We start from the raw sequence: 13,513 nt of genomic DNA on the forward strand, positions 1-13,513 counted from the left end.
TAAAGGTTTGCACAAACACTTTCCAATCTGGAAGATAAGAAACAAGCATTTTCCACATTTTAATCACCCAATATCCGCAGTTGACACTGCGATTTCTCACCCTAATTGGAATTTCTTAAGCATTATTATGTCTGATGTACGGAAATTTAATCCATTCAAAGCTTTATCATTACTTTCTTGTTGATATTAGCCTTCTACTATCAAAAACTTATAATTGGATGTATGATTAGACAAAAAAGCCCATCTTTTTATAAAGATTGGGACTTCTTTGTTTATTACTAACGATGAAGCATACCCTTGGACAATCAAAAAAGAAGCATAACCCTAAGTTATGCTTCCTTTTATATATTTAAAACGGTACATCAATTGAATTAATTAAGTTTCCCTTTTTTGAACATCGAAATGATAGCCACAAACAATATTGCAATAATACCACTAAAAATATTGGTGTAGAAGCTAATAAAGTAAAACTTTAATCAGTGGGGGTTTTCTCCATCTCCTACTGATTATTAGCCCTCACCAATCGGGCTTTTACGGACAATTCATCTCCCACCTAACTTCTTTGCTTTCGCTGAATTTTGAGGTGGGAGTGTTACTGTCCGTTAATGCGGGATAAATATTTATTTTTCATCATACATTAAAACTTATGATTTCATTTCTAAATATTGATGCTGGAAAATACACATTCTGATTGCATTATGGTAGTTACCATCAACAAAAAATTCATCTTGTAACTCACCTTCAATCGTAAAGCCGACTTTTTTGTAAATATGCGTAGCTTTTTCATTTTCTTTATCCACTACTAAATAAAGTTTGTGCATATTTAATACTGAAAAGGCGTAATTCATCGCTAAGCGGGTTGCGCACGCTGCATAACCATACCCTTGATACTTTGGATCAATGATAATTTGAAATTCTGTTCTTCGATGAATGTAATCAATCTCCACTAATTCAACTAATCCAATCATATTATTATCTTTTTCTACTATAAATCGACGTTCACTTTGATCATGAATGTGCTTATCATATAGATCCTGCAACTCCACAAAAGCTTCATAAGGTTCTTCAAACCAATAAGACATAATATGTGCATTGTTGTTAAGTTCATGAACAAATTTCAAATCTTCTCGTTCTAATGGGCGCAGTTTAGGTTCTTGACTCATTTTTTCAATCTCCATTCTTCATTTAATTTCTCAACATTTTTCATTTCAAAACGCTCCCTTACAACTCTCTACTCACATTCTAATCCTTCAAGTAACTTGAAGGTCAAGGAGGAAGTAAACATACGTTTTGTCTCTTTTCATCACTAGAATGAAAAAAGTAGTGCGAACCAATACCTTGGTCTGCACTACTTTTTAGTATGCCTTATGTAATTCATGCAAAAGTGGTTTCATATACGATATAGCTTTGCATCAAAATCATATTTAATGTTTCTTCAAATCCCTCATATTAGATATATATAAAGCAATCACTAAAATGAGAATAGATCCTGCATATAATAATGTTTCAAATGGCTCTTCATGAGAAACAATAATTAATCGAATTAGAGCTGTAATTCCTATGTAAATAAAATAACGTAATGGAAAATGATAATTCGATTTAAAATATTTAATAATTAATGCAATAAATTCAAAGTATAAAAAGTAAACAATAATACTTTCAACTAATTTATAGGATGTGTATTTTTTTGCGGAAAATATGTATTGTATAAATGTAATTGTTTCATTAATTAAAAAGATAGATAGAACAATGGATAATATGATTAGAGCTGTATTTAATATCCATTGTAAAACACTGGAAATAAAGTCATCGACATTAAATGATCGCATTTTCTCGGACTCCTCTACGTATATGTCATGCTCATATATTATAGCAAAATTATCCTGCTATATAAATTGCAGAAGCGTTAAATCGTAGTTTCTTCCTCGTATAAGCAAGTCTTATCGTATGAATTAATTTTATTTAATATTCATAAATTATCAATTGATAATCATCACTCCTAAAATAAGTACATAATCCTGTAAAGCATACTTATATGCACATTGAGAAATACCATTGAAATTAAATTCACATACCTTGCATTACAAGTTAATTTTATGTTACCTTTATTACAACACTTGCATTGCAAGGTATCCTCACAATTATATACCTTGTATTACAAGATATATATAAAGATATACGAACAGGAGGGCTAAAATGGCTGACTCAACGCAAATGCTAAAAGGAATTTTGGATGGTTGTATTTTAGCCATTATTCAAGAAGGTGAAATATACGGTTACGAATTAACAGAGAAATTACATAGCTATGGTTTTCACTCTTTTAGTGAGGGCACGATCTATCCATTACTATTACGTATGCAAAAAGAAGGATTGGTTACGAGCGTATTAAGGGAATCAACTGCTGGCCCTAAGCGGAAGTACTATCAGCTATCAGAATTAGGGGAGAAAGAATTAAACAACTTCAAAGAGCGCTGGACTGATTTAAAGCTATCTGTTGAAAAAGTGATTAATAAAGGGGGCGAATAGAATGTTATCAACAAAGTCTGAACAATTTTTAATTGAACTCAGAATGTACTTACTGCAACACGGAAAAAAAGATGAAGATATAAATACAATAGTAGACGAACTAGAAGTTCATTTAACAGAAGCTGAACAAAGAGGCCAGAATGTTGATCATATTATTGGAAAAAGTCGTAAACAGCACATGAAGAATATTGGGAAAGAACTACCTGTAGACAAGGAAGGATTGCTCGTAATAATTCCTGCAGCGGTTTTAGTTATTCTTGCTTATATGTGCTTTGCTCCAGCAGTAAGAGGGCAGTTCAAGATTTCACAAAACATATTGTTATTTGGATCATTACCTTTATTCTTGGCCCTTGCTATATTTGCATTTACGCTATTTAAAGGACTTCCAAAAGTATACCCATCTACCAAAAACTCAGTTCTTCTTTTAGTATTCGCTCATTTCATGGCCATCGGCGGATGGGTTGGCTTTTATTTTTGGTTAGATGGACGACTTGATACAGATTACTTTGTAGCAACTACTATGCAAAATTATATCATCGCTGGCGTATGTGTTCTTATTTTTATTTTGTTTGCACTGTATACAAAATCATGGTTAGTAATTTGGGTAGCATTCACGATGTGTATTGGGCCGATCCTAGAGCAGGTTATCCCAAGCGAAATAAATAAAGACCCAATGTATATTACACTAACGATTATCATTAGTATCGTCATAGGTATTTTGCTAGTAATCTATTTCTACAAGAAAGCAAAAACCACTTCCAATACTTAGGAAGTGGTTTTCTTCCTATTCCACTGATTATTCCCCCTCACTAATCGAGATTTTATGGGCAATTGATCGCTCACCTAACTTCTTTGCTGATAATTGTTTCTTTACATATACACTTTCTAACTGCTTAATTTTATTTGGAAGATTTGCAATATGAATAACTTTTTAGGAAGCTCTTGATTATGAACTGAAGTCTTAACAATTGTACGCGTTGTACTAATCACAAGGTTCAAAGGAGTATCCCTTGTATAATCTACTTTATCCTACTATATTGTTCCCCTTAAATATTATCTACCCTCTTCACCATATTGCCTTTTCAAAAGCACTAGCTGCAAGCAGTAAGAGTTAATCTAAATAAACTAGATGTTTTTAACATCTAGTTTATTTTAGTTAGATAATAATACAAGTCTTTATCACTTATAACATACAGATTGAATACAAAAGACCAATACTCCCATAAATTTAAACAAGATACTTTTAAATATTCTACTTTCAATCCTAAACATTTACGTTATACTAAAATAATATATAAATATATGAAGGAGAAAGCGGTATGGATATGAAAGAAAAACAAACAATGATGGAGAGTATCCCTCAACAAGGTTTTTTTGGTCACCCTAAAGGTTTATTCACTTTATTTTTCACCGAGTTTTGGGAAAGATTTTCTTATTATGGAATGAGAGCTATTTTACTTTACTATATGTATTATTCCATCGCAAAAGGTGGATTAGGACTTGATCAAGCTACTGCCACTTCAATCATGGCAATTTACGGCTCTCTATTATACATGTCCAGTGTTATCGGCGGCTGGGTCTCTGATCGTTTACTCGGTTCAAGTAAAACAGTCTTTTGGGGTGGAGTTTTAATTATGATTGGCCACCTTATTCTAACATTGCCGGGTAGTATCATTACTTTATTTATTTCTATGGTATTTTTAATACTTGGGACTGGATTATTAAAACCAAATATCTCTAACATTGTTGGAAATTTATATCATGAATCAGACACACGCCGAGACTCTGGTTTTAGTATTTTCTATATGGGCATTAATTTAGGTGCTCTTGTAGCTCCTTTAGTTGTCGGTACATTAGGGCAACAATATAACTTCCATCTTGGTTTTGGAGTCGCAGCTATTGGTATGGTAATAGGTTTAGTACTATTTGTTTTTACGAAAAAAAAGACTCTTGGAGTAGCCGGCACTCAAGTACCAAACCCTTTAACGGATATTGAAAGAAAAAAAACCATTAAACACTTTAGCATCAGTATCATTGTAATCATACTTTTATGTGCTATTACAATACCAACGGGTATATTAACTATTAATCGTTTTACTTTTTTTATTAGTATCTTAGGAATTATTATTCCTACTTGTTACTTTATTTATATGTATCGCAGTCCAAAAACCACTAAAGTTGAACGTTCTCGCCTGCTGGATTATATACCCCTATTTATTTCAGCTGCAATATTTTGGGCGATACAAGAACAAGGTGCAATTATTTTAGCAACATATGCAGATCAACGAACTCAGTTACAATTCGCTGGATTTAAAATACAACCTGCATGGTTCCAATCATTAAGTCCTATATTTATAGTAATACTAGCACCAATATTCGCGTGGATTTGGGTAAAACTGAATACAAAACAACCTTCCACTCCTAAAAAATTCGCGATTGGATTACTTTTTGCTGGATTGTCATTTTTAATCATGATGATCCCCGCCTTTATTAACGGTACAGAATCTCTAGCAAGCCCTATATGGCTAGTTCTTAGCTTTTTGTTAATCGTAATTGGGGAAGTTTGTTTATCGCCTGCTGGATTATCAATAACAACAAAATTAGCTCCAGCTGCTTTTTCAGCACAAACAATCAGTTTATGGTTTCTATCTACCGCATCCGCACAAGCCATAAATGCACAAGTTGTAAAACTGTATAATCCCGCAACAGAAATCATTTACTTTGGAGTAATTGGAGCTATATCCATTATAGTAAGTATCACTTTATTTATGCTATCAACAAAAATTCAAAGCTTCATGAAAGGACTTCAGTAAAGAGTCACTCGAATCGTTCAACGATATAAGTTATTTCAATTCAATATCTATTTCATAAAAAACCCCGAAGCATGGACTTTTTTTAAGTGTCCACGATTCGGGGTACAGTTCAAAATCGTTCAACAGTTTCTTTTTTATCCAACTTCACAATCCATTTGTTGATTGTGTACTTCTTTTTCTTCTTTCATTAACGCGTACGGTGTACACATATATGTTTTAGCAATTTCATCGTATGTAACACGAGCTTTTACACCAAATACATTTTCGAACAATTCATCATTTAAAATTTCTTTCGGTGCACCTTCCATTGCTTTATTCCCATCTTTTATAGCAACAAGATGATGTGCATATTTTGCCGCATGGTTTAAGTCATGTACAACCATAATGACTGTCCGATTCTCTTCTTCATTTAACTTCTTTAACAGTTCAAGCACTTCAAGCTGATGTGCCATATCTAAATATGTTGTTGGCTCATCTAATAGCAACAATTCTGTATCTTGAGCAAGTGCCATCGCAATCCAAACGCGCTGTCTTTGTCCACCGGATAGTTCATCTAATGTACGAGATTTAAACTCCGTCATACTCGTTACTCGTAGCGCCCAATTAACCATATCATAGTCTTGGTCACTCCGTTTTCCAAGTAAACGTTGATGTGGATAACGACCATGCCACACAAGCCCTTCAACTGTAAGTCCTTCAGGTGCTGTCGGAGATTGAGGTAAAATTGCTAGTTTTTTCGCTACTTCTTTCGTTGGCATTGTTTGAATTGCCTTACCATCTAAATAAACATTCCCTTTTGTTGGTTGAAGAAGACGTGCTAATGATTTTAAAATTGTCGATTTCCCGCAACCATTTCTCCCTACTAGAGCTGTAATCTTCCCATTTGGAATATGCAATTCTAAGTTATGAATAATCGTATTCTCTCCGTAGGTAAGTTCAAGATGCTCTGTATATAAACTCGTCATCTTGTTCACTCCTTATTATATATCATTTATTTTATGCTGCTTTTCTCTTAACAATTAAGTAAATAAAATAAGGTGCCCCAATTAGAGCTGTAATGATTCCAGCTGGTATTTCAATTGGTGGAATAATAATTCTACCAACCATATCTGCACCAACTACAAGTAATGCACCAAGCAAAGCAGAAACTGGTAGAAATACTCTACTATCTGAACCAACTAACAAACGTGCTGCATGGGGAATAACAAGACCGACAAAACCAATTGTTCCTGCAACAGCCACGGAACTAGCCGCTAACCCAACCGCTGTACCCATTAAAATCAAACGTACAATATTTAAACGCATACCAAGCCCTTTTACTGTTTCTTCATTTAATAAAAGAAGATTAATTTGTTTATAACTTAAAAAGACAATTACCGCTCCAACAACAGTCCATGGCCATAACATTTCAACGTGTTGCATAGACCGTGCATATAAACTTCCTTTTAACCAAACAAGTGCTTGTGAGGAGTCGAGCGCAAACTTTACAATAATAAATGTAATTAAAGCCTGTAAGCCAGCAGATATTGCGACTCCGCATAACGCAAGACGTTCTGGTTTTAACCCGCTTTTTTGGTACGATAACATATAAACAAGTATACTTGCGAGCAATGCACCCAAAAACGCTGCAACAGGAAGCATCATCGGCGGGGCACTTGGGAACATTAAAAGCATTATAACAGCAACAAGTCCTCCTCCAGCAGAAATCCCAATAATATCAGGAGCAGCAAGCGGATTTCTCGTAATGCTTTGTAAAATAGATCCTGATAGTGCCATATTAATACCTACTAATGCCGCGATTACCAGACGCGGCACACGATATTTTAAAACGACTCCTTTCCCTGTTGTTATTTCTTCCACGATTTGCGAAAGCGGTGTTGGAACTGCACCTAATCTTAAGCTAAGCACTGCAAGGATAAGTAATAATATAACTCCTACTATCATAATTATTGTGAAGCGCCCAAATTTCCTCATCGTACAGCACCCCTCTTTCTTCTCATTAAGTAAACAAAGAATGGTGTGCCAAGCAATGCAGTAATGACGCCCACAGGTGTATCTGCTGGATAGGCAACCCTTTGTGCTACAAAATCAGCAAAGACAAGTAAGTTCGCTCCAAGTAATGCTGAAAATGGTATAATGATTCGATAATCTTCACCGACGATTTTCCTTGCAATATGCGGAACCATCAAACCTACAAATCCAATTGGTCCTGCCACTGCAACCCCACTTCCAACTAATAGAACAATTATAAGTGCAAAGATGCGGCGTATACGAAGGACATTGATACCTAATCCCCGTGCTGTTTCTTCACCCAGAGAGAGAATATTTAACTGATTTGCTAGTAAAAAAGTCATAATGATAACTGGACCTGCTGTTATCATTATTAACTTTATATCAAGCCAATTTGCCCCAGATAGTTTACCAGCCATCCAGTATAAAATTTCATTTAGTTGTGTTTCATATAGTAAAATAGATCCTGTTGTTACAGAGCCAAGAAAGAAACTAACCGCAATTCCGGCTAATACAAGCCGTGACGGTGTATACTCCCCGCGAAACGCCAATGAATAAATGACACTGCTACCAACTGCAGCACCAAGAAAAGCTGCTATTAAAATAACAAAACTCGCATCCTTATCACCAAAAATTAAAAGAGCTAAAACTACAAAACAAGAAGCACCTTGGTTTACCCCCATAATTTCTGGATCTGACAACGGATTGCGTGTAATTCCTTGTAATAAGCATCCCGCAACTGCTAGCGCGGCACCAATCAAAATCGCTAGTAAAACACGTGGCACACGTACATTCCAAACTGTATAATAAATTAAATTTTTCGTATCCGCTGAAAATACTTCATATAAGTTAGATAGTGTAAGACCCTTCACACGAAATAAAATAGAAATACTAGCAATCACTATCAATAGTAGAAAGAACAAAATAAATTTAAACACAGAAGAAGCATACGGGTATATTTCCCGTTTGCTTCCTATTTGTTCCTTGTGCAAAGTCGCCCACTCCCTACTTAGCTGACTGACCAGAAAAAGCTGGAATTGCTTCATCTAAAATTTTGGATGCTGCAATTGGTCCACGACCACGTGCCCATAGGTTACGATCCACATCAATCACATGTTTTTCTTTTACTGCCTTTAAATTGTTATACAGTGGATTTTCTTTAAATTTCTCAACTTTTTCACCGTATAAGAATATGTAATCTGGATTAATTTCATTTAAGCGTTCCATCGTGATTTTTGCAATTTCTGCCTTGCCTTCTGTTTTTTCTTTTTTACCTTCAAATGCATATTTCACACCAATATCTGTCATTAATGTTCCAATAAAGGAATCTTTAATCCAAACAGAAAATTCACCATCAAATGCACCAATTACAACTGCAGTTGGTTCACCTTTTACTTGTTCTTTTGTTTTTGCAATCTTATCTGCTAATTTTTTCTTTATCTCTTTTGCCTTATCTTCTTTACCAACAGCTTTCGCAATTGTATCGACATTTTCTAATACTTCTTGGTAGCTGTTATCGTCTAACGCAATCGTTGATGCAATATCTTGTAATTCTTTCTTAACCATATTATGGCGATCCTTACTTGCAATAATTAAATCCGGTGTTGCAGATTGAATTACTTCTAAATTTGGAGCTTTCCGCTCCCCTACATCCGTTACTTTTTTCACTTTATCCTGTAAATATTCTGGAATTTTCGTTTTCCCTATCCCAGCATTTGCAACGGGTGTAACTCCTAAAGCTGTTAATGTATCAATAAATGAGAAATCCAGTGTTACCACTCGTTTTGGTGTTTCTTTTAACTCTGTTTCTCCCCACTCGTGCTTAATTTTTACTACCCCAGTTTGTTTCGTCGCTTCAGCTTTATCTTCTTTCTTCACTGTCTCTTTTGACTCCGCTCCACAGCCTGAAAGAGCCCCAACAGCTAATGAAAATGCTAATGCAGCAATACCAAGTTTCTGACTTTTCATTATGTAGTCCCCCAACACATTAATAATGATAATTATTCCCAGTTAATATAATAACATAATTTTAAAAATTGTCTATAACTTCATTTTATAAGTTAAGTGCCTTTTGTAAGACATCATCCAATACATATTGTTTTTGTACAAGCGAAGATATCATACCGCTTTGCATCCCGCTGTATGTTGGAAGAAACGTAATTGTGTCGCCTACGCGGTATATCGTACTATCTGTTATATCAACGATTAAATGATCGCTACTCCCGCCAAGAATTTCGATATTTTCATCGAGTGGATATAAACCACTAATATCAAGATCTTGTCTTCCAATCGCAACAATCGCCCGCAATCGTTCTCCTTTTTCTTCAAAACATGGAACTTGACCGAAAGCATTTTTGCCAATCACACCTCTGGGCATCGAGGATTTTCTTTTAATCTCAATAATCTCAGCTTCAATCGAAAATATATCTTGGTACATAAATGGAATATTCTTTCCATACGCTGTTTCTTTCCCAAGAAAAATAGCCTCACCAATCCGAAGAGAATTGACACGCCCTGTTTCTTTTTTCTGTAAAATAAGAGGTAACGAACTAGAATTCCCTCCCGAAATCATTGAAAGTGGCTTCTCGATTTTTCTTTCTACTAACTCAGTCAATTGCGTTAGCTCTCGCATAGAAGATTCGGTTGGAATTACACCGCTAAAGCAAGTAAAATTAGCTCCAATACCAGCAAGCTCTATCCCCTGCATCCGAACCACTCTTTGGGCAACCTCCACCATTTGCTCAGGTAGCATGCCTTCGCGAAGATCTCCTAAATCTACCATTAAAATAACTCGATGTATTTTTCCGTATTGCATCGCAGCTCTTCCTAATGCCTCAATCACGCATAACTCAGAATTCAAACTTATATCAGCGGTTAGAACCGTCTCCTCTACTTCTGATAAAGCTGGTGTACGAATTAAAAGAAGTTCCACGCTGTTTCCCATCATAGAACGGATTTTTTGAAGATGCTGTAATCTTGAATCTGCAAATTTTGTAAAGCCAGCGTCTTTCAAAATTCCGATTACTTCTGTTGCAGCACCAACCCCTTTTGTAACCGGAAAACACATAATATTTGTACGCTCACATAATCGTTTTATCATAATGGCATTACGCTTTAATTTTGAAAGGTTTATTTTCATGATGGGTAGCATTTTTTTATTCCTCCTACATACAAAGCGGATTAGCAAAGTTTGTATATAAATACGATTTCGCTTGATCATATATTCTCATCGAAAATAATGCCTTTGTCTCAATAAAAGGTGCAAATATAGCTGCTTTTTGCTCTTCTGTTGCACCTACCATAAAATCTTTCACAACAGCTGCAACAATTCTCCATAACTCTTTTTCTTGTATATCATCAACTGTTCTAGCTAATGTAAATAACAAATCACCAAAATGATTTTGCAAAACAGAATGAATAAACTTGTTATATACTTCACTCATATCCTCTGTAAATAATGCTGCTTCTTTCATAACTGAGAGGTCTAGCAACTCCGCCAATTTCTCTTTATAAATTCTTACTCCACCAAGATCACGAATGAGAATACGTTGTACTTCACCATTTTTTGTCACAATGACAGAATTTTGCATATGTCCTTCTAGGGCAATCCCATATCGTAAAACAAGTTCTAACAATGGCAACATCACTTTCTCAGTATAATGAGCGATATAATAGAATATCTCTTTTTTACCGATATCCTCTTTGTCAAAATATGTACGCATTATATCTAAAATGACAGGTTCATTTTCTTTTAATGGATTATTGGCTGTTAAACTTGCACCAACCCATAATAATTCTCCTTCTCTTCTATACTGATTGGGATTTTCCCGTAAAATAAATGCTAAATTACGTCCTAAATCCCTAGTATTCGGTTTAGAAAAATAAGCTCCTACTCGTTCCCTTACAACGACAATAGACTGCTCTAAATTTTGCTCCTTTGTATAGATGCCATCTAATACGGTTGATAATAGTGGGCCATTTACTGTAATTTCTGGTGACACGGTACGAACTGCACTCGTTGCTTGCGCTCGCACTGGAAGTTTCACGTGATATTGTAATTTTAATACATTCATTGTTCGAAATGATAATGTTGCACGTGAAGATAGTTGATATGGCACTGGAATAATCCATCCCGCTTCTAACTCTGAACCATATTCTTCTTGTAATACATGTTCATACTGCCATGGGTGAATGAGAAATGGATAATAATCTTCCATTCTTTTTTCTTTATTTACAAGTAATGTGTGTACTGCTTCGTATAACTCTGGTGAATTTTCATATATAAGTGGTTTCTGCATATGATCTCCCGTTACTTCAGCTACTTCTTTATGAACGAGAAGAACATGTAACGGAACAACATGTTCAAATTCTGGTGCATACAACTTCACTTCTTCTCTTGATAAACCAAGTTTCGTTTTCGTAGATGGGTGAAGCGGATGTCCCTCAATAACAAGTGATTCCGTATAAGTAAGCTCATCAAATGGTATACATGTTTGTAAAACTTTTAAAAATTGATATAAATTGTTAGGCTTTGTTTTTGTTACAAACAAAACGTTTGTCTCTAATTGTTGTTTCACCCATTCTTGTTTCCGTTCCCATGCTTCGTATGCTAGTGCTAAATTGGTTACACTGTTTTCCAGTTCTTCTTGTAAAGACTGTGAGATATGAATACGAAAGAACGGAGCGACTTCTTCCCAAAACATTGACAATGAATCAATCCACCGTATATGTCCACGAACTTTAAAACGAATTGGGAATATAAACTCGTATCGTTCAAACGCTCCCTCTTGTTTTACTTCTAACAATAATTCCACATCGTTCATGCTATCTACAATCTCTATACCATGCTCATGTTTCAATATCGCACAGTTCTCTTGTAGCACTTTCTCCCGAATCAATGCATTGCAAAAACGATTTAAAATACTACGTTCTGCTTTTACTCTATTAACTTGTTTACTTTGAATGGACAAATTCCTTCACCTTTCCTTTTTGCTGTTTCAGTTTTATAAATTGAAATAAAAACGGGACCATACATGCAACTCCCATCAAAATAAATGTTTGAGCAATACCAACATATTCAATGGAATAACTAACTAAAATAGAACCAAGTGGAATCATCCCTCGATCCATCAGTACTACACTAAGCATAAGTCCCCTCTCTTCTTCACGGACATGATGCTGAAAATAGACACGGTTACTTGATCGTAATAACTGACCAAATAGACCAATAGAAAATAAAAGAATAAAAAATACATATGTATTACTAACAATCAGTAATGCTAAAGAAACTGAAAATGCAATTAAGCTAACATAATACAGACGTACTTCTGAAATATATGTCAATGCTTTTGGAAGAATCACAGTAGCTATAATCGCACCAATTGCAGCTGATGACATAGCGATTCCAAACACTTCTGCTTTTCCCGTAAATTGCTTTGAAACAAGCGCTGGTAAAACAGACGTATAGGAAAAACCAAAAGCCATTGTAATAAGTGACGTCACAAAGATATTTCTTCCTATTTTGTCATAAGAAAAATAAGCAGCAATTTGTTCCCAACTCGCTTTTTTCTTTTCTTTTCGTTTTTTCATTGGTTGATCTTTCATTGATATCACAAAAATCCAAGCAATAAGTGAACAAACAGCCTGCATCATAAATGTTAATTCGATATGCCCTGCTGCAATAAGAAATCCTGCTAGTGCCGGTCCAGTTGATCGACAAACATTCATGACAAATGAATGCATGGAAATCAGTTTGCTAATTTGATTATTTGTATCAATATCTGAAAGAAGTGTATTTCGGTTTGGTGTTTCTAATGCGCTAATGACCCCACGAATAAATGAAAAAAGTAAAAAAATAAAATATGAAGGAGTAACTAAAGCAACATAAACCGCAAGTAAAGTTGTCAATACAAATCCCCATAAGGAATATGATTTCATTAATTTGACACGCGGATACAAATCACAAAGCTTTCCTGCATACACACTAAATAATACGATTGGAATGAGTCGTACAAAGTTTAACCAACCTAAATATGTTGCGCTATGGTACAAATCATAGACATACCAATTAATAGCAGTCATTCCGAGCCAATTCCCCATAAACAAAAAAAATGAACTACCAAAAAACAGTTTTCGAATAAGAATCACCTCGAATTTTTTGTTGC

General features: G+C 34.9%; 12 protein-coding genes. 3 read left to right on the plus strand and 9 right to left on the minus strand.

All coding sequences use genetic code 11. The annotated features are described in order from the left end of the window. Nucleotides 1–644: 644 nt before the first annotated feature. Together speG and psiE are read right to left on the minus strand one after the other, a co-directional pair. On the minus strand, nt 645–1,163 hold the full coding sequence (gene speG / locus JDS96_RS05465; RefSeq protein ID WP_016112470.1) for a spermidine N1-acetyltransferase: 519 nt from the start codon (nt 1,161–1,163) through the stop codon (nt 645–647). 261 nt (nt 1,164–1,424) lie between these two features. Next, the gene (gene psiE / locus JDS96_RS05470) at nt 1,425–1,829 is read right to left on the minus strand and encodes a phosphate-starvation-inducible protein PsiE (RefSeq protein ID WP_199666320.1); all 405 of its coding nucleotides are present in this window, start codon (nt 1,827–1,829) and stop codon (nt 1,425–1,427) included. Nucleotides 1,830–2,196: 367 nt separating this feature from the next. Here psiE and JDS96_RS05475 point away from each other — a divergent pair, with 367 nt between their 5' ends. From JDS96_RS05475 to JDS96_RS05485, 3 genes are all read left to right on the plus strand, one after another. Beyond that, nucleotides 2,197–2,526, plus strand: a complete 330-nt coding sequence (locus JDS96_RS05475; protein WP_003201969.1) for a PadR family transcriptional regulator — start codon at nt 2,197–2,199, stop codon at nt 2,524–2,526. Between the two features lies 1 nt (nt 2,527). Further along, entirely contained in the window at nt 2,528–3,295 is a 768-nt protein-coding gene (locus tag JDS96_RS05480; RefSeq protein WP_199666321.1) for an NADH dehydrogenase subunit, read from the plus strand. A 550-nt stretch (nt 3,296–3,845) separates the two neighbouring features. Next, on the plus strand, nt 3,846–5,339 hold the full coding sequence (locus tag JDS96_RS05485) for a peptide MFS transporter (RefSeq protein WP_374220983.1): 1,494 nt from the start codon (nt 3,846–3,848) through the stop codon (nt 5,337–5,339). A gap of 134 nt (nt 5,340–5,473) precedes the next feature. Here JDS96_RS05485 and JDS96_RS05490 read toward each other — a convergent pair whose 3' ends face one another. The 7 genes from JDS96_RS05490 to JDS96_RS05520 all read right to left on the minus strand — a co-directional run bounded on the left by JDS96_RS05490 (nt 5,474) and on the right by JDS96_RS05520 (nt 13,496). Beyond that, nucleotides 5,474–6,304 (minus strand): ABC transporter ATP-binding protein, encoded by an 831-nt coding sequence (locus JDS96_RS05490; RefSeq protein WP_199666322.1) that lies wholly within the window; start codon nt 6,302–6,304, stop codon nt 5,474–5,476. Nucleotides 6,305–6,335: 31 nt separating this feature from the next. Further along, entirely contained in the window at nt 6,336–7,313 is a 978-nt protein-coding gene (locus tag JDS96_RS05495; RefSeq protein WP_199666323.1) for a FecCD family ABC transporter permease, read from the minus strand. Beyond that, nucleotides 7,310–8,341, minus strand: coding sequence for a FecCD family ABC transporter permease (locus tag JDS96_RS05500; protein ID WP_199666324.1), 1,032 nt, complete (start codon nt 8,339–8,341; stop codon nt 7,310–7,312). Before JDS96_RS05500 ends, JDS96_RS05495 begins: the two co-directional genes overlap by 4 nt. A gap of 13 nt (nt 8,342–8,354) precedes the next feature. Continuing rightward, nucleotides 8,355–9,317 (minus strand): ABC transporter substrate-binding protein, encoded by a 963-nt coding sequence (locus tag JDS96_RS05505; RefSeq protein ID WP_199666325.1) that lies wholly within the window; start codon nt 9,315–9,317, stop codon nt 8,355–8,357. Between the two features lie 85 nt (nt 9,318–9,402). Beyond that, nucleotides 9,403–10,500, minus strand: a complete 1,098-nt coding sequence (locus JDS96_RS05510; RefSeq protein WP_199666326.1) for an alanine/ornithine racemase family PLP-dependent enzyme — start codon at nt 10,498–10,500, stop codon at nt 9,403–9,405. Nucleotides 10,501–10,513: 13 nt separating this feature from the next. Beyond that, nucleotides 10,514–12,319 (minus strand): IucA/IucC family protein, encoded by a 1,806-nt coding sequence (locus tag JDS96_RS05515; protein ID WP_199666327.1) that lies wholly within the window; start codon nt 12,317–12,319, stop codon nt 10,514–10,516. Continuing rightward, nucleotides 12,303–13,496: an MFS transporter gene (locus JDS96_RS05520; protein ID WP_307838165.1), complete on the minus strand. Its 1,194-nt coding sequence runs from the start codon at nt 13,494–13,496 to the stop codon at nt 12,303–12,305. The genes JDS96_RS05515 and JDS96_RS05520 overlap by 17 nt, the downstream gene beginning before the upstream one ends. Nucleotides 13,497–13,513 lie beyond the last annotated feature (17 nt).

Origin of the sequence: Bacillus cereus group sp. N21 (assembly GCF_016483395.1) — a bacterium.
GTDB lineage: Bacteria > Bacillota > Bacilli > Bacillales > Bacillaceae_G > Bacillus_A > Bacillus_A pseudomycoides.